Below are 17,462 nucleotides of genomic sequence, written 5' to 3'. Positions count from 1 at the left end.
GATAATTTCTTTCGGCTTGCACCGCGCCATTCGGTGCCTATGGCGCCACATGACCCGATTGAAAGCCATCACGAAATCACATCGTAGCTTTCGCGATATTTCGTATTTCTTCGATTCTCCGCCTGAATCCGCAACAGGAATGCCATTTAGTGACTGATACGAAGCTTGTGAAATTCAATAATCGTATGGTTTCCATCCACGGAACAAATACAGTTCTCTCAACGCAAATACAGTTCGCCCTGCACAAATACAGTGCGTCGACAGACCCTTCCTCCGCGGTTCAGCCTTGCGAACCAATTAGCCAAGCATCTCGTAAGCTTCCGACGAAGGACGGGTTTGTCTTCTGGCCTACTCAAATACCACTGGGATTGTCGCGCAATTGCCACAATTGTTCGTAGCTTCGATAAACGACTGCCCTTCAGGCAGTTTGCATTAGGGCGGGCGCCAATGCAGCAGTGATCCTGTTACTTCTTCTTCTGCGCATCATTTCTTTCGCTGTTTTGGCAGTTTTTTCCTTCACCATTCGAGGAAAAACGATCATTTGTCTTGAGGGGGCACGTGAATGAACTTCAATGGATTCGACCTGAATCTGCTCAGGGTTTTCGACGCGCTGATGCGCGAACGCAGCGTCACGCGCGCTGGCGACCAGATCGGATTGAGCCAGCCGGCTGTGAGCGCCGCACTCAAGCGGCTGCGCGAGATTCTGGACGATCAGCTCTTCATTCGCCGCGGCAATGACATGATACCCACCCCCCGCGCGCTGGAACTCGGTTCATCCGTTCGCGAGGCGCTGGGCACGATCGAGTTCGCCTTGCGCAAGCGAAAGCAGTTCGATCCGGCGACCATCCAGCGGCGGTTCACGCTTCTCGGCTCGGACGTATTCTCCTTGATGATGATGCCCGCGCTTTCCAGCCGCTTCGCGGATGAAGCGCCGGGCGTTTCGCTCCAGCTTGTCGACAATGCCTGGGGCGGCATCGAGCGGCTGCTTCAGGAAGATGCGGTCGACATTGCGATCGATGCCGAATTCGAGGCTCCAGACTGGACATCCAGTGCACACTTGCTGCACGCGCCCTACGTCGTCGTGGCCTCATCTCACCATCCGCGGATTGCAGGTGCTGGGATCGCGCCGCGCGAAATGCTCCCCCTCGATCTGTTTTGCCAGCTTCATCATGCGGTGAGATCGCTCGACGGCAAGGTGAAATGCATAGTGGACCCCGCACTCGCCAAGGTCGGGCGCAGGCGGCATGTGGCGCTTGTTTTGCCGCATACGCTAGGGGTTGCGCTGGCGACCGCCCGTTCGCACCACGTGGCCACGGTCCCGCTCCAGTTCGCGGAGCTGGTGGCTGCCAACCTCGGATTGCAGATCTATGAATCGCCTGTGCCGCTTCCGGCAAGCGACATCAAGATGTTCTGGCACGCCCGACACGACGGCGACACCGGCCACCAATGGTTGCGCCAGCAAATCGTGCAGGTTCGTGACGAATTTGAACAAAAAATGCGCCATAGATTCGATACCGTCAGACAGCGGCGCATTGCCTGATTCAGATCGTGGCCCAGCCCGAAACTTCTGTCACGCTGCTACTTCGGAAGGGGCTTCAATCCATCATTGTTATCGGGAACGGTCGAAGGGGCATCGTCCTTCGCCAGGATGCCGGCGACTTGCGCGAAATTCAGAAAATCGTTTCGGGCTTGTTCAGCCGTCGCCTCATCGACCTTGGCTGCGAAGCACGAGCTCATGGCGGTCTGGTAGACCGGGCCAAGCCGCCCGGTCTCCCAATTCTGAAGAAATGTCAGGGCATCGTCGACATCGTAGATTTCCGAAACATGCGCGGTGGGGTCGGCCTTGATCCGTACCGGAACTGTGAACTGCAGCTTATCCATCTGCATTCTCCCTTGGTCCGACTAGTGTTTCACTGCCGGCTCCAGGAATATCTGCTCCGGCGTACGGCCCATTTCAAGAAGATCGAGCTGGCGATTGTCGACATCGTAATATTCCCCGTCGACCAGGACGCGCGTCGTCACCTGTCCGCCAGCGAACTTCTTGGCGACAATAACAACTTTATGGCGATCAAGGACACGCTTGACGGCGTGTCGGGACGCCAGATGCCTGCCAGTATCAAACCGCTGCTTCGGCATGGTCTCAGCCCGGATGTTATCCTTGTGCGATGTAAACGCAGAACACGAGAGGAGGTTGCCTGCGACTACAAAAAACGAGCACTGCGCAGAGCGCCCGCTTGTTCGATAAATGTGCAGGGCCGTCGCCCAAATGATCGAGCAGCGTCAGTTCAACCCGAACGATTGTTCGCCGGAGAATTCCATGCGCTCAGTCGGCGGAAGCTGGAGAGCATTCAGGATGGCTGTGCGGCTCTCGCGGACCAGCACCTCACCGTGGGTATGCACCAATAAGGTGTAGTCGCCATGATCCTTGAGCGAAACGAGATGTTTGGCTTCGAAGGCAATCTTTTCGCCGTCGCCGCCGGTGAGTTGTATCCACATGATGAACTCCGATCGGCGGCCAATGTGCGCCCTCAGTTCCAGCGCCACAACTACCTCTTTCGACGGAGCCCACGCCTGCTAGGCAGGAGCTGAGTTTCGTAAAAAAGCTCCAGATCCGCCTGCTTTGGCGAGAAGATCGGCTCCATTGAAGGTGATGTGGAAAACCCGCCCGTCGAACAGGCTCTTGAGAATGTTCGACGGCTCGCGGGTCGCCTCGCGGATATCCGAGGACAGAGCCTTATCCATCGTCGCAAGGTCCGGATAACGGGTCGCCAGCACGAGCGCATAGGCTGGCGCTCCGTCATCGGCAGCTGCCGGCCGCAGAACGCTGACGTCCTCGGCACCCGGAAACTGTCGCCATAGAGGGATCAGCGTATCTTCGACAAGACTTTCGAACGCGGCTTCACTGCCGGGACGAACCACCCCCTCGAAGAATGCCGTGCGGACGATCAATTGATCATCCCCATCTGCCGCGGCAGCCAGAGGGAGATTTCCGGGACCAGCGACAGCACGATCAGAGACACAGCCAGTACCGCCATGTATTTCATCATCGGACGTGCAACGTTGTGCATCTTGGTTCCGGTCATGGCGTTGGTGACGAACAGGCCGACACCGATCGGCGGCGCGAACAGGCCGAAGCCCATGGCCACGACCATGACGACGCCGAACTGCAGCGGATCGATGCCGAACTGCACGGCGATGGGCGTGAGCAGCGGCCCGAACAGGATCATCGCCGGCGCGCCTTCCAGCACCATGCCGAAGAAGATCATGATGCCGACGCAGATGAGCATCAGGCTGATCGCCCCATAGTTATGGCCGAAGTCGACCATGACGGTGGAGATCTGGTCGGGAATACGTTCGATCGTCAGCGCATAGGAGAGGCTCGACGCGGCAGCGACGATGAAGAGAATACTGCCGGTCATGGCGGCTGCCCGCATGAAAAGGCCGACGACCGCCCGCCACGACAATTCGCGGAAGAAAACCGCACCGATGACGAAGGCGTAGACGACGGCGAAAGCCGAAATCTCGGTCGACGTCGCGATACCCGTGGCAACCCCGCGCCCGATCATGATGATCATGGCCAGCGTCAGGCCGGCGCCGCCGATCAGCGGCAGGAGCGGACGGCGCGGCGTGTCGACGAACACCTTCTCCAAGTCGACCTTCTTGCCGTAGATGATCGCCATGACGACGAGCGCCGCCGCCATCAGGATCGAAGGCACAATGCCTGCCATGAAAAGGCCGGCGATCGAAATATTCGAGACGAAGCCGAATATGATCAGGTTGACGCAGGGCGGAATGGCCTCTGCCATCACCGCGGTGCAGGCGAGCAGCCCGGCGGTTTCGTTCTCGTCGCTCTCGGTCTTGCGCACCGCCGGCATGATGACGCCGCCGACGGCCGCGATGTCGGCGAATTTCGAACCCGAGACACCTGAAAACAGTGCTGTCGCCATGATGACGATGACGTTCAGCCCGCCGCGAAGATGCCCGAAGCAGCGCAGCAGCAGTTCGATCAACCGGGAGGACATGCCGTTGATCTCCATCGCAAGGCCTGCGAGCACAAAGAACGGAATAGCCAGAAGCACGAAATGATCGGCCCCGGACGTGACCTGCTGGGCCCAGACATAGATCGGCAGCGACGGATCGAGCATGAAATAGATCAGCGCCCCAAATGCCAGAGCAAATGCGATCGGCGTTCCGAGCACGATGCCGAAAACCGCGCCGACCGAAAGCATCGCCAGCGGCGACAGGCCATCCTCCAGATTCTCGTTGAGATAATAGGCGACCACAGCCACAGCCAGGCAGCTTGCCAGCGCAGAGAATGCCAACGGCGCCGGAGAGCGCAGCGCATGCAGGATCGAAAGCAGCGCCATGCAGAAGGTGCCGATGAAGACCGGCGCCAGGAACCACCAGCGCGGCAGGCCGGTGGACGTCGTCTGGCCCTGCGTGTCCAAAAGAAGCGTGTAGACGCCATAGCAGAGCGCGACCGAAATCAGCACGGTCAGCCACGAACCGATCGATTCGAGAAAGGGCTGCCACCGCTTCGGAAACAGCGCCACGATGATATCGATGCCGATATGGTTGGAGCGGCCGATGGCCGAGGCCGCTCCAAGAAAGATCATGGTCGACATCAGGCCACTTGCCACTTCCTCCGCCCAGTCGAACGGCTCGTGGAAGAAGTAGCGCGCGACGACCGACGCGAAGACGATGGCGACGTCAATCGCCAGGATTGCACCACCCGCATACTCGATCAGAGCAAGTAGTCTCTCGGTGAATTTTTCCGACGAGAAAGCCGGATTCTCCGAAACCGGTATGGCGGAAGACACAAGTTTCATGACGTCACCTCAGGTCCTGCGTCTGCTCAGAGCGACGTCGAAAGCTGCATGATCTGATTGAACATGGGCTCCGTCGACGGGTACTGCTTGAGGAACGACGGATAAAGCTCCGTTTCCATGCGCTTGTGCAGGTCGGCCATTTCGGCCGCCGGCACTTCGGTGTATTCGAGCCCCTCGCCCTTCAGCCTGTCCATCGCCTCGGCCTCTACCTTCGGAACCTCCGCGCGGATGGCCTGCGTTGCAACGGCCGCGGCTTCCAGGAAGTCCTTTTTCAGGTCGTCAGGAATCTTGGACATGCCGAGCTTGCCGATATAGGCCAGAAGCGGCGTGTAGATGTGGCGCGTCAGGAAGCCATATTTCACCACCTCGTCCCACTTGTAGGCGAGAACCGTGCCCGGATCATGCTCCATGCCGTCGACCACGCCGGTCTGGGCTGCCGTGTAGCACTCGTTGATCGGGATCGGGGTCGGGGTGGCGCCGATGATGTTGAAGGTCTCGATGAAGGTCTTGGTCGGCAACACGCGCAACTTCACGCCATGCAATTCCTCGATCGAGGTGATCTTCTTCTTGGTGTAGATGCTGCGCGAGCCGGCCTGAAAGCCCCAGCCCAGAATACTCACGCCGGTGCGCTCCTGCAGAAGCTTGTCATAGGCGTCGCCGACGCCGGCATCCAGCGCCTTGGCGCAGTGGTCGTAGCTGCGGAACAGGAAGCCCAGGTCGAGCATACCGAATTCCGGCACCAGATTGGCCCAGATCGACGTGCCGGTGATGATCATGTCGACCGAACCGGCACGAACCTGGTTCACCACATCGGCTTCCTTGCCGAGCTGGGCGTTGGGGAAATATTCGAGCACGATCTTGTCGCCAACCCGGCGTGCGAGTTCGTCCTGGAACGGCTTGAACCAGAGGTAATGCGAGCCGAAACGCTCCGGCGGGGCTGAAGACGAAACGCGAAGCTTGATCGCGCGCGCTGCAATTGCCGGTGTCGACAGGGCGCCTGCAGCGAAGGCCGCGGCCGTGCCCTTCACAAAGGTGCGGCGTGAAATGGATTGGATGGCAGACATGGTTCCTCCCGTTCGTCTGAATGTGTTTGCGGTTCGGTGAATTCTCAATTTTCCGGGCTTCCGCCCGATCGGAGTTCCGGAATGATCTTGCCCGGATTCAGAATGTCCTTTGGATCAAGCGCCTTCTTGATCGCGCGCATCACCTCGACGCCACGCCCATGCTCGAGCTGCATATACTTCATCTTGCCGGTGCCCACCCCGTGCTCACCCGTGCAGGTACCGCCAAGCGCGATGGCACGCTTCACCAAGCGGCTGTTCAGCGCCTCGGCCTCGGCCAGTTCATCGGGGTTGTTCGGGTCGATCACCAGACCGAGATGAAAGTTTCCGTCGCCGACATGCCCCACGGTGGAAATGAAAAACGATGCGGAGGCGATATCCTTTTGAGTCTCGGCAATACAGGGGCCAAGGCTCGAAATCGGAACGCAGACATCGGTGCTCCACACCTTTGCCTGCGGGCGCATTGCCTGAACAGCGTAGTGAACATTGTGCCGGGCATTCCAGAGAACAGCGCGCTTATCCGGATCGTCCGCGCTCTCGAAATCGAGCGCACCGTTCTGTTCGGCAAGCTCCCTTGTGAGCGCGACCTGCTCGGCCACCCCGGCGGTCGAGCCATGAAATTCCATAAACAGTGTCGGCGTCTCTTTGTAGCTGAGCCCCGAGTAGCGGTTCGTCGCCTGAATGGTCCGCGCGTCCATCAGTTCGACACGCGCGATCGGAATGCCGCACTGGATGATGCCGACGACCGTGGCGATTGCTTCGTCAACAGTGGTAAAAGGGCAGATCGCCGCCGAGACCTTTTCCGGGATGCCATAGAGACGCAGCGTCAGCTCGGTGATGATGCCGAGCGTGCCTTCGGAACCTACAATGAGGCGGGTCAGATCGTAGCCCGCCGATGATTTGCGCGCGCGGCCGCCGGTCACCACCACGCTTCCGTCCGCCATCACCGCAGTCAGCGAGACGACATTCTCACGCATCGTGCCATAGCGCACCGCATTGGTACCGGAGGCGCGCGTTGCGGCCATGCCGCCAAGTGTGCTTGCGCCCCCCGGATCGACAGGGAAGAACAGTCCCGTGTCGCGCAGATGGTTGTTCAGCTGATGCCGGGTAACGCCCGCCTCGATTGTCACATCGAGATCTTCCGGACGAACGGCAACAATGCGGGTCATGCGGCTCAGGTCGAGGCTGACGCCGCCCCGCAGCGCGCTGACATGACCTTCCAGCGACGTCCCCGCCCCAAAGGGAATCACCGCGACCCCATGATCCGCGCATATGCGCACGATCCTGGAAACCTCCTCCGTCGTCTCTGCATAGCAGACGGCGTCGGGAGCCTGCACGGCATGGTAGGATTCGCCGCGACCGTGATGTTCGCGATCTGACAGGCTGAGCGTAAATCTCGGGCCGAGGAATGCGGCCAGCAAATCGGCAACTGCCTGAGGCAGGCCGACCGACCCGCTGCCATTGCTCGACGCGTGAAAACCCATGAATTGTCCTCCCAGGCGGCATCGATAACGATCGATCGCCGCAAGCTGCGGGTCCACTAGCATCAAACCTGAAGCGGCGCAATACACTGTACCTTGGATACCGTGCACGGAATGCTCCGACATAATTTGTCTTGGTCAAAGCGTTGATTTTCTTGTAGGTGGAAGTGGATGATGGGCGTTCGCTTCGCGGTCGAATCGCGGGGAACACATTTCTGTCGAATACAACCAGGTTACCGCAGCATGCTCCCCGATCTTCAGATCGATCTCCCGAAATCGCTGTCCTCGATCGTCGAGGACCGCATTCGCAATGCCATCATCAATGCCGAACTCGCTTTCGGGCAGGCCTTGCCGGAAGACAGCATGGGCCTGTCGATGGGGGTCAGCCGGACACCGATGAGAGAGGCGCTGACACGCCTGCAGACGCAGGGGCTGGTGGTTATCGTGCCGAAGAAAGGTACCTTCGTCTTCAAGCCTACGCTTGCGGACGCCGAACAGCTGGCCTCATTCCGCCTGACGCTGGAGATGGAAGCCGTACGCCGCTGCCACACGCATGCTCCTGAAGCCACTGTGCAATCCATGAAGGCGACAGTGGAGGCGATGCGCGCCGCGCGAGCGGCAGGAGACGGAAAGGCCTATGCGCGCGCCGATACCGAGTTTCACGAGAGCTTTTTCGCCAACTGCAACAACGCTTACCTGGCGAACGCCTATCATACGGTTTCGGGCCGGATCGCCGCCCTGCGCGCGCATCTCTCGGCTTCCCATGCCAATGAGCAGGCGACCTCATTTGACGAGCACCTGCAGATGGTCGCGGCCTTCTCGGAGGGAAAGCTCGCCCAGATGAACAAGACGCTCAGGCAGCACATATTGCGTGCGGCATCGGCCTATGAGAATGCCCTGCGCGAGATGGGCGTCGACGAAGCCTGACCGCAGACCAAAGCTGCGGCGTCAGTTGGCAATTGCTAGCCGCCGCCGGAGTCGTGCGGTGCGGCCATTGCCTCGATCAGCAGAAAACTGCTCGAAGGCATTGATGTAATTGTCCTTTGTCCGCAGGATGTGAGCCTGCAGCATCGTGGCCAGTTCATCGCGCTTTTCGTCCGTCAGCAGTTCGATCATGGTCGCATGATCCTTGAACGAGCGGTCAGGTTCACCTTCGGCCTTCATGGCCAGATGCGTCCGAAGCGCTGCGACGCGCCCGAGAATCATATTGTACGCCTGCTGCAGATAGCGGTTGCCGCAGCTGTGAAAGAAAGCGAGATGGAATTCAGTATCGGCGCGCCCGTATGCCTGCATGTCCTCCGAGGACACCGCATCGGTCATCATCGCCAGCTGCTTTTGCAAATGGACGATCGTCTCCGCGATGTCCGCCGCTGGCGTCAGGGCGATGGCCTGCTGCTCCAGCCCGGTACGGTAGTCGCAAAGCTCGGCGATATCCTCCAGCGTCGGCGTGAAAACGTAAGTTCCCGATTTCGGAACGATATTCACGAGCCCTTCTACCTGCAGCAGGTTGAGCGCTTCGCGAACCGGGGTGCGGCTTACCTCGAAGGCAGTGGCCAGCGTGTCCTCTGACAGGTTCTCGCCAAACTCGAATTCCGCGTCGACGATGGCAACGCGGATCTTGTCGGCTATCGTGACCGCCAGGCCCGGTTCGGATTTCGCAGTCGGTCTTCGCATTCCGTTCCCGCTCGATCGCTTGTTTATAAGAGTGGTGGCAGCGACCTGTCGTAGCCGCTGCCACGGGCAATCGTCTAGTCCCGCCGCGCCTTCAGGCTCATGCAAACGAAGAAGCCGATGATCGGGAACACCGATAGCGTCAGCAGAGCCAGCGAGAAGCTGTCGGTTGACGTCTTCACCCAGCCGACGATGTACGGGCCGGTGAAGCCGCCGATCTGCGCGAAGCCGTTGATCGCAGCCAGCCCACCTGCTGCCGCTGCACCGCTCAGGAACTGGGTCGGCAGCGTCCAGAAGACACCGAGATAAGACCACAGGAAGAACGCGCAGGCGCAGAGCAGAAGAAGGCCAATATAGGCGTTCGGCGCCAGCGCAGAGGCCGCCAGGAACAGGCCGCCGAAGAGCCCGGCGATGGCGGTGTGGATCTTGCGTTCGCCGGTGCGGTCGGAGTTTCGCGAAATGACGACGAGGCCAAGTGCTGCGAACACAAACGGGATCGCAGAGACAAAACCCGCCTGGATGGTGGTCAGGTCGCCGATGCTCTTGACGATCTGCGGCAGCCACATGATCACGCCATACACGGCGATGCCGTTGAACATATAGACGATGGTCAGCAGCCAGACACGGTAGTCGCTGAAAATCTCACGCAGGCTGTGACGTGTGTCTGCTGGCGCATTCTTCTGATCAGCCGCAAGCTCGCGCAGCAGCCAGGCCTTCTCGTCTTCAGCCAGCCACTTGCTGTCCTTTTGCGGAGAATCGACCAGATAGAAGAAGGTGACGATGCCAAGCAGCACCGCAGGCAGGCCTTCGAGGATGAACATCGCCTGCCAGCCGTGAAGACCGAAAAGCCCCTCGCCGGCCTCGATCAACCAACCCGAGATCGGCGCGCCGATAACGATGGAAAGCACCGTGGCCGCCATGAAAAGCGCTGTTGCACGTCCCCTCTCCTTCGCCGGATACCAGTAGGTCAGGTACAGGAGCACACCAGGCGCAAAACCCGCCTCGGCGACACCGAGCAGAAACCGCAGGATGTAGAAGGAGGTTGGCCCCTGAACGAAGGCCATGGCGCAGGAAACGATGCCCCATGTCACCATGATGCGGGCAATCCAGATGCGCGGCCCGACCTTGTGCAGGATCATGTTGCTGGGAATTTCAAAGGCCATATAGCCGATGAAGAAAATGCCGGCGCCAAGACCGAACATATAGGGCGTCAGCCCGATATCCGCGTTCATGTGAAGCGCGGCGAAGCCGATATTCACGCGATCGAGATAGTTGACGATGAAGCAGATGAAACAGAAGAGCACGATCCGAAGGTTCAACTTCTTGATGGTGCGATCGCGAAGACTGGTATCGATTGACGTGCTTGTGGCGTGAATGGCGTCGGCCATTGGCAACCTCCCTTAAAAAACAAACGGGCCTGCCCGGCAGACCTCTCCCGGTGCCCGCTATAGGTCCAAAAATTGAAACGCACAAGTGGGGTACATAAACTAGAACCCTAGTTGACATTTGACAGGCGCTGACGTTTGGTGCGGCGAAATTTCGTCAAACCACTAGGCATAGGGAGAAGCCAATGCAGCATCTGCAGCCGCATGCAGTGCAATCTGCATTCTTCAGGGATCGCATAGCGTTGGTGACCGGCGGTGCGTCCGGCATAGGGTATGCGGTTGCCGGCAAGCTTGTCGGCCTGGGCGCCAAAGTTGCCATCTGGGATATCCAGAAAGAGCGCCTCGATGAATGCCAGGAACGCTATGGCGACCGTGTCTTGACGCGATCGGTCAATGTTTCCGACAAGGCCGCCGTCTCGAAAGCCATGGACGAACTCACCCGTGCCTGGGGCGGCGTCGATCATCTGCTGAACAATGCCGGCATCATCGGTCAGCGCATGACTGTCCAGGATTTCGACGGCGACGAGCTGGATCGTGTTCTTGCGGTCAATCTAAAGAGCATGTTCTACGTTTCCAGCGCCTTCATCCGCGCATCGGGCGCAGAGTCCAGCCGCTCGATCGTCAACCTGTCCTCGATCGCCGCCCGCACGGGCGGCATGGTCGGAAACATAGCCTATGCCACGACAAAGGGAGCAGCGGCGTCCTTTACCTACGCACTGGCAAAGGAACTCGCCCCCCATGTCCGCGTCAACGCGCTGGCGCCGGGCGTCATCAACACGGAAATCCAGAAGGATGTGTTCGCCGATACGGCCAGCATCGAGGCCATGGCCAACCTCATTCCACTGAAGCGGCTGGGAACAGCCGAGGAAGTCGCCGATGCCGCCGTCTGGCTGCTGTCCGATGCCGCCGCCTACATCACCGGCGTGGTGCTGGATGTTTCGGGCGGTCGATAAAGAAAACCCAGGGGAGAGAACCTGATCATGAGCAAGGCCCTCAAACTCAAAGCCCTCATCGACAGCGGCACCATCATTCAGGCTCCGGGCGCGCCCGACCCGCTCGTTGCCCGGATGGTGCAGCGCGCCGGCTTCCCCGCCGTCTACATGACCGGCTTCGGCGCCACCGCTTCCCGGCTCGGATTGCCGGACATCGGCCTGCTCAGCCAGACGGAAATGACCACCCATGCGCGCGATATGGCCCGTGCAGTCGACATTCCGATCATCGCCGACGCCGATACCGGCTATGGCGGCCCGGCAAACATCATGCGCACGGTCGAGGAGTACATCCAGGCCGGCGTCGCCGCGATCCATCTCGAAGACCAGCAGCTTCCCAAGCGCTGCGGCCAGCGCGCTGGCGTTCGCGTCATTTCGGCCGAGGAGAATGTCCGCCGGCTTCAGTGCTCCGTCGAATCGCGAAAGCAGAACCCGCTTCTGATCATCGCGCGCACCGACGCGATCCAGAGCGAAGGCATAGACGAGGCCATCCGCCGCGCCAAGCTCTACCAGGATGCCGGCGCAGATCTCGTCTTTGTCGACGGCATCAAGAAGATCGCTGACGTCGAAGCCGTCGCAAAGCATGTTTCCGGCCCGAAGGTCGTCAGCATCGTCGACGGCAACGAAACCATCGCACTCACCGCTGCCGATCTGCAGGAAATGGGCTTCAACGTTGTCTTTTATGCACTCTCTGCCCTGTTCAGCGCCGTCAAGGCGGTGGAAGACACGCTTGCCGCCATGAAGCGCGACGGCACGCCCAAGAACCGTCAAAGCGACATGGTCACCTATGCGCAGTTCAGCGACCTGACCGGGCTTTCGGCCTATGACGCGCTTGATGATCGCTACGGCTGGTCGACACAACGATAAGCTCTCAAGCGGCGACGACTTTGAAAGGTCTATCGTCGCCTATTCCCTGGCTCAGCGGCTGGATGTTCAACGATGGTCGCTGTAACCGAGAGCAATGCCGATGGTTCGGGCAGCCTCCATCACATCGACGGAGTACTGCTTGAGCTGTTTGCGCTTGATGCGTGAATCGGGGCCGGACATGCCGATCGCACCGATGAGCTCTCCCGAACGGCCAAGGACGGCGCATGCAACGGCTGCGATGCCATCGCGCCATTCGCCGTGAAGAACTGCCGCATAGCCTTGCTGGCGCACAAGCTCGATATCCTGCTTCAACTCTTCTACAGTCGTGCGGGTCGTGTCCGTATAGTGCTTCAGATGCGGCTGGAAGCGCTCGAGATAACTGTCGGGCATCTGGGCAAGCATTGCCTTGCCCGTGGCGACGGTGAAGGCCGGGGCGCGCGATCCGACACTGGTGTGGGCGCGGATATGATGGGCGCTCTCGATCTTGTCGAGGTAGATCACGTCGATATCATCCAGCACCGACAGATGCACGGTCTCGCCGGTGATCTCGGCAAGCTTGGTCATTGCCGGGCGCGCGACCTTGGTCAGGTCCATGCGCCGAACCACATGATTGCCCAGTTCCCACATCTTCGTGGTCAGCTCGTAGGTGCTGTAGGGCGGGAGCTGGCGCACGTAACCTTGCTCCTGCAGCGTCACGAGCAGGCGGTGAACGTTGCTCTTGGTGAATTTGAGTTCAGTCGCAAGATCGGTCACGCCGCGAGGTGCCTCGCTGACCGCAAGGGTCTCCAGCAGCCGTAGTCCCTTGATGAAGGCTTTGTCCATTCCGTAACCGTTGAGTAACTCTTCCCGCTTCGCTCTATCACGGTGGTCGAATGGTTCCAACCGCAGTGGCCGCAGCAATGTTCCTGCTGCGGCCACTGGTTTTCAGGTCTTATTGAGCAAGAAGTTCGTTCAGCTTTTCCTGGCCGTATTCCTCATTGGTCGATTTGCCATCGGGTGAAGGGGCGCCCCAATAGTCCGGGCTCCACTCGATAGCCTTGGCGACGTTCTCCGGATTATTGGCCCAGTAAAGACTGACTTTCGGATCAGCGGCTGCGAAAACGAGCGGCGAAGGAACGGCCACGGGATAGAGCGTGGTGAGTTCGGCCGCGCGTTCGGCATCAAGGCGGTAGGACAGCAGCTTCAGCGCGTTATCGTAGTGCGGCGAACCCTTCGGGATCGAGAAGAAGTCGTAATAGACGAAGCCCTCGTTCCAGGTCATGTTGACCGGAGCGCCCTCGACAACGATGAGGTTGTTGATGCGGCCGGCGTAGGCCATGCACATGTCGGCTTCACCATCGAGCAGCAGCTGCGGTGCCTGGGCGGCGGTCGTCCACCACTTCGAGACATGCGGCTTGATCTCGGCGATCTTCTTCAGCGCGCGTTCCATGTCGATCGGATAGAGCTTTTCCTTCTCGACGCCATCGGCCATCAAGGCCGCCTCGAACACGAATCGCGGCCATGCCGGCAGGCAGCGCTTGCCGGGAAACTTTTCGACATTCCAAAAGTCGGCCCAGTTCTGCGGCGTTTCGGCCGAATATTTCTCGGTCTGATAGGCTAGCGTGACGCCGATGACCTGGAGTGCAACACCCTTCGGACGCTTCAGATTGTCAGGCATGGAAGCGAGCGTCTTTTGCGCGCCCTCGGAAAGCTTGGAATAGTCGATGTCGGCCAGACAGCAATCGCCGAGCAGCTTCGTCTCCTGGTCGAAGATGAAGGTCAGGTCCCACTCGGTCTTGCCGGCTTCGACCTGCGCCTTGATGCGCGGCCCGCTTCTGGCTTCCTGCACGGTGACGACCTTGATGCCGGTCTCTTTCTCGAACGGGTCATACATGACCTGGCGCAAGGCTTCGCCATAAGCGCCGCCCGGGTCCTGCATGATGACGACATTGTCCTGCGCGAAGGCAGCACTGGCTGCCATGGTCAAAAGCGCAGTGCCGGCAATGCCGGATGCGAGGCGCTTCCATCTGCTTGTAAAAGTCATGCTTCATTTCCCTCCGATTGAAATCTGTTCTCTCAAATCGCCCCGCGAGACCGTGCCAGCACGGGTCGCGCCAGGGCGATTCCACCCACCACCAGCAACACCTCGAGCGTCGAGACGACGGCCAGAACGGGGTTGAGCTGATAATTCACATCCGCCCACAGCCTGAGCGGCAACGTCTTGAGCTGCGCGCTCGACAGGAAGAGCGAGAGCACGAGTTCGTCAAACGAATGCAGGAACGCAAAGAAGGCGGCCGCGGCCACGCCCGGCGCGATCGCCGGCAGCGTGACCGTGCGAAACACCCTCAATGGCGAAGCGCCGTGAACCGCGGCAGCCTGCTCGAGCTTCGGGTCGACGCCCTGCAGAGACGCGGCGATGATCACCACCACAAGCGGAATGCCTCCAATTGCATGGGCAGCGGCCAGGCCCCAGGTGGTGCCGACCATGTCGAAGCGCAGGAACAGGCTGTAGAGCGACAGGCCGAGCACCACCGGTGGTACGATCACCGGGCTGACCAGAAGCAGCATGACGGCCGTCTTGCCCTTGAAGGTGCCGCGAACGACGCCCATCGCCGCCGCGGTTCCAAGCGTCACGGCAAGTGCGGAAGACATCAGCGCGATCGTCAGGGAGTTGAAGAACGCGGCCATCCATTCGGGATCCGAGAAGAATTTTTCGTACCAGCGCAGGGAGAAACCGGGCGGCGGGAAGGTGAGAAAACTCGCCTTGCTGAAGGAAATGATCATGACCACGATGATCGGCACCATCAGCGCCAGGACGACGAAGCCGCCCATAAGACGCACGGTCCACGTGCCGAAGCTTGCCGGAAGCCGCCCAACGAGGCGCAACAGCGGCCAGCCGATCGCGTCGGCGAAGAATGTGCCGATGGTGCGCTGGCGGGCGCTCTTGTCACGCCCGCGGGTTTCGGATGGTGTGGGCGTCGCCTCAACGAGCTTGCCGCCTCCCCAGATGAACTCGTAGCCGAGGAATTTTCCGGCAACCGCCACTACGCCGAGCGTGATCGTGAGAAGCACGACGGCTAGTGCCTGCAGGAAGCCTTCGCTCGTTGCGAAGTCGGCCTGCTGTGTGATGTGCATGGCAAACATCTGATCCGCAGGACCGCCGAGAAGGGTCGGCGTGATGAAGAAACCGAGTGCGGTGACGAATACGATAAGCACCCCTGCGCCGATGCCCGGAAGCGTGAGCGGCAGCAGGACGCGCCAGAACACCGCCAGCGGGCCGGCGCCGCTTGCAAGGGCTGCGCGCGTGAGACCCGGATCGAGGCGCGAGACGCTCGAATAGATGCTGAGGACCATCAAGGGCAGCAGGACCGCGGTCATGCCAAGGAGAACGCTCCCGCGGTTGAACAAGAGCTGTGCGGGCTCGTCGAGAATCCCGAGCCAGATCGCGAGCTTGTTGATCGGTCCGTTGCGGCCGAGCAGCACCATCCAGGCATAGGTGCGAATGAGGATGGCGATGAAATAGGGCAGCACAATCGCCGTTGCGATCAGCACCTGCGCGATGCCCTTGCTGCGATGGATCAGCAGCGCCGTGGGATATCCGAAGAGAAGGCACAGGAAGGCGACCGTCGCCGATATCTTGATCGTGCGGACGAGAGAGTCCCAATAAAGCGAGACCGCGAAGACGCGCTCGAAATGCGTCGCCCAGCTCGATCCGCTGAGGCTGATCCGGACGAGATCGAACAGCGGCAGCAGGTAAATGAAGGCAAGAAAACATGCAGCCGGCACAAGCAGCCACACCGGCTTCCTGAGCTGTTCCGAAAAGGACGCCACGCGCGCGCCGCGCAACGAACCCGCGACCGACATACTCATGCGAGCACCCAGCAGTCTTCCGCACCCCAGCTGACATGAATGGTGTCGCCCGGCGAAGGCATGGCGCGGCCGGCGATGTCCGAGCAACGGATGAGCAGCGTCTCGCCGCTTTCCATCTTCGCTTCGATACGAAGGATTTCGCCCAGGAAGATGGCCGATGTAACAGTCGCTTGCGTGGTGTTGGACGCAGGCTCGTTTGAGATGGCGATCCGTTCCGGCCGGACCAGAACCGTGGCGCGGCCGACGTCGATCGCATTGCGGCTTTCGGCATTGAAGACGTAGCCGGCCTTGTTCTTCAAGGTCATGGTCGAGCCGCGCTTCTGGACGATCTCCGCTTCGATCAGGTTCGATTCGCCGACGAAAGACGCAACGAAGCGCGTTTCCGGGTGGCGATAGAGTTCCACTGGAGTTGCGACCTGAACGATCTTTCCGGCGTCGAGCACAGCGATGCGGTCGCTCATGGTCAGCGCCTCGCCCTGATCGTGGGTAACGAAGAGAATGGTGCTGCCGATCGTCTGGTGGAGTTCGCGAATTTCGATCTGGATGGATTCGCGCAGCCGCCGGTCGAGCGCGCTGAGCGGCTCGTCCATGAGTACCACCTTGGGGCGCATCACGATGGCGCGTGCAATGGCGACACGCTGCTGCTGACCGCCACTCATCTGCGAGGGCGTCTTCAGGGCATGTTCTGAAAGGCGCATGATCTCGAGCGTCTCGGCGACGCGGCGGTCCGTCGTCTCACGGTCCATGCCGGCCATACGGAGCGGGAAGCCGACATTCTGTGACACCGTCATGTTGGGAAAGAGAGCATAGCTCTGGAAGACCATCCCGAATCCACGCCTGTGGGTCGGAACGTGATGGATCGGCTTGCCGTCGACCAGAATCTCGCCGCTGTCGAGCTTCTGGAAACCGGCGATCAGGTTCAGCAGCGTGGTCTTGCCGCTGCCGCTGGGCCCCAGAAGGGTGATGAATTCACCGGGTTGTATCGTCAGGCTGATGTCGTCGGCGGCACAGAAAGGTCCGTAACGCTTGGTGACGTTCGCAACTTCGATGCTACTGCCTATTGCCTGGAAGACACGTCCAGAAGAGTTGCCAGCCTGTTCGGCAATATGCTGCCGGCGCTCTGCGCGCCCCGCCAATCCGTCCGTCATCTTTTCTCCTCCCAGCGTTCTATAATATAGAACACAGTTCCGCATTTATCTTCGGGGCGGACGATCAGCTTGTCAAGCACGGTCTGCAATCCAGCGAATTCGAGGGAATTATTCAATCGAAACAACGGCATTCGTTGCGGCTCCATCGAAGACCGTGTTTACGGCCCCGATTGCCCGATTGA

16 protein-coding genes are annotated in these 17,462 nt (G+C 60.0%); 4 read left to right on the top strand and 12 right to left on the bottom strand.

Annotated features, from left to right (window positions below; all coding sequences use genetic code 11):
* Positions 1–562: 562 nt before the first annotated feature.
* The gene (locus WBQ96_RS02170) at positions 563–1,540 is read left to right on the top strand and encodes a LysR family transcriptional regulator (RefSeq protein WP_337035856.1); all 978 of its coding nucleotides are present in this window, start codon (positions 563–565) and stop codon (positions 1,538–1,540) included.
* A 38-nt stretch (positions 1,541–1,578) separates the two neighbouring features.
* Here WBQ96_RS02170 and WBQ96_RS02165 read toward each other — a convergent pair whose 3' ends face one another.
* From WBQ96_RS02165 to WBQ96_RS02140, 6 genes are all read right to left on the bottom strand, one after another.
* A complete protein-coding gene (locus WBQ96_RS02165) occupies positions 1,579–1,881 on the bottom strand; it encodes a DUF982 domain-containing protein (protein ID WP_336546689.1) in 303 nt (100 codons plus the stop codon).
* Positions 1,882–2,280: 399 nt separating this feature from the next.
* Positions 2,281–2,544 carry a hypothetical protein gene (locus WBQ96_RS02160; RefSeq protein WP_336546691.1) on the bottom strand — a complete coding sequence of 88 codons (264 nt, stop codon included), beginning with the start codon at positions 2,542–2,544 and terminating at the stop codon, positions 2,281–2,283.
* Positions 2,545–2,574: 30 nt separating this feature from the next.
* Positions 2,575–2,949 carry a hypothetical protein gene (locus WBQ96_RS02155; RefSeq protein ID WP_336546693.1) on the bottom strand — a complete coding sequence of 125 codons (375 nt, stop codon included), beginning with the start codon at positions 2,947–2,949 and terminating at the stop codon, positions 2,575–2,577.
* Positions 2,946–4,829: a TRAP transporter large permease gene (locus tag WBQ96_RS02150; protein ID WP_336546694.1), complete on the bottom strand. Its 1,884-nt coding sequence runs from the start codon at positions 4,827–4,829 to the stop codon at positions 2,946–2,948. Before WBQ96_RS02150 ends, WBQ96_RS02155 begins: the two co-directional genes overlap by 4 nt.
* Before the next feature lie 26 nt (positions 4,830–4,855).
* Positions 4,856–5,893 carry a TRAP transporter substrate-binding protein gene (locus WBQ96_RS02145; RefSeq protein ID WP_336546696.1) on the bottom strand — a complete coding sequence of 346 codons (1,038 nt, stop codon included), beginning with the start codon at positions 5,891–5,893 and terminating at the stop codon, positions 4,856–4,858.
* 44 nt (positions 5,894–5,937) lie between these two features.
* Positions 5,938–7,374, bottom strand: coding sequence for an FAD-binding oxidoreductase (locus WBQ96_RS02140; protein ID WP_337035864.1), 1,437 nt, complete (start codon positions 7,372–7,374; stop codon positions 5,938–5,940).
* 240 nt (positions 7,375–7,614) lie between these two features.
* Between WBQ96_RS02140 and WBQ96_RS02135 the strand changes: the two genes are divergently transcribed.
* Positions 7,615–8,298, top strand: coding sequence for a GntR family transcriptional regulator (locus WBQ96_RS02135; RefSeq protein ID WP_165117081.1), 684 nt, complete (start codon positions 7,615–7,617; stop codon positions 8,296–8,298).
* Positions 8,299–8,319: 21 nt separating this feature from the next.
* Here the strand turns inward: WBQ96_RS02135 and WBQ96_RS02130 are convergent, their stop codons facing one another.
* Together WBQ96_RS02130 and WBQ96_RS02125 are read right to left on the bottom strand one after the other, a co-directional pair.
* Entirely contained in the window at positions 8,320–9,150 is an 831-nt protein-coding gene (locus tag WBQ96_RS02130; RefSeq protein WP_337035855.1) for a GntR family transcriptional regulator, read from the bottom strand.
* Complete coding sequence (locus WBQ96_RS02125) at positions 9,120–10,430, bottom strand: MFS transporter (RefSeq protein ID WP_336546703.1); 1,311 nt, start codon at positions 10,428–10,430, stop codon at positions 9,120–9,122. The genes WBQ96_RS02130 and WBQ96_RS02125 overlap by 31 nt, the downstream gene beginning before the upstream one ends.
* A gap of 182 nt (positions 10,431–10,612) precedes the next feature.
* Between WBQ96_RS02125 and WBQ96_RS02120 the strand changes: the two genes are divergently transcribed.
* Positions 10,613–11,380, top strand: coding sequence for an SDR family NAD(P)-dependent oxidoreductase (locus WBQ96_RS02120; protein WP_336546705.1), 768 nt, complete (start codon positions 10,613–10,615; stop codon positions 11,378–11,380).
* A gap of 27 nt (positions 11,381–11,407) precedes the next feature.
* On the top strand, positions 11,408–12,283 hold the full coding sequence (locus WBQ96_RS02115) for an isocitrate lyase/PEP mutase family protein (RefSeq protein WP_336546707.1): 876 nt from the start codon (positions 11,408–11,410) through the stop codon (positions 12,281–12,283).
* Positions 12,284–12,349: 66 nt separating this feature from the next.
* Here WBQ96_RS02115 and WBQ96_RS02110 read toward each other — a convergent pair whose 3' ends face one another.
* From WBQ96_RS02110 to WBQ96_RS02095, 4 genes are all read right to left on the bottom strand, one after another.
* Entirely contained in the window at positions 12,350–13,105 is a 756-nt protein-coding gene (locus WBQ96_RS02110) for an IclR family transcriptional regulator (RefSeq protein ID WP_336546709.1), read from the bottom strand.
* 109 nt (positions 13,106–13,214) lie between these two features.
* Positions 13,215–14,306 (bottom strand): extracellular solute-binding protein, encoded by a 1,092-nt coding sequence (locus WBQ96_RS02105; RefSeq protein ID WP_336546711.1) that lies wholly within the window; start codon positions 14,304–14,306, stop codon positions 13,215–13,217.
* Between the two features lie 32 nt (positions 14,307–14,338).
* Positions 14,339–16,132, bottom strand: coding sequence for an ABC transporter permease subunit (locus WBQ96_RS02100; RefSeq protein WP_336546713.1), 1,794 nt, complete (start codon positions 16,130–16,132; stop codon positions 14,339–14,341).
* Positions 16,129–17,280 carry an ABC transporter ATP-binding protein gene (locus WBQ96_RS02095; protein ID WP_336546716.1) on the bottom strand — a complete coding sequence of 384 codons (1,152 nt, stop codon included), beginning with the start codon at positions 17,278–17,280 and terminating at the stop codon, positions 16,129–16,131. Before WBQ96_RS02095 ends, WBQ96_RS02100 begins: the two co-directional genes overlap by 4 nt.
* Positions 17,281–17,462 lie beyond the last annotated feature (182 nt).

It is taken from the genome of Mesorhizobium sp. CCNWLY176, from assembly GCF_037153935.1.
GTDB lineage: Bacteria > Pseudomonadota > Alphaproteobacteria > Rhizobiales > Rhizobiaceae > Mesorhizobium_M > Mesorhizobium_M zhangyense.
The sequence above is the reverse complement of the archived record's forward strand: the minus strand, read 5'-3'. Positions and strand labels throughout refer to the sequence as shown.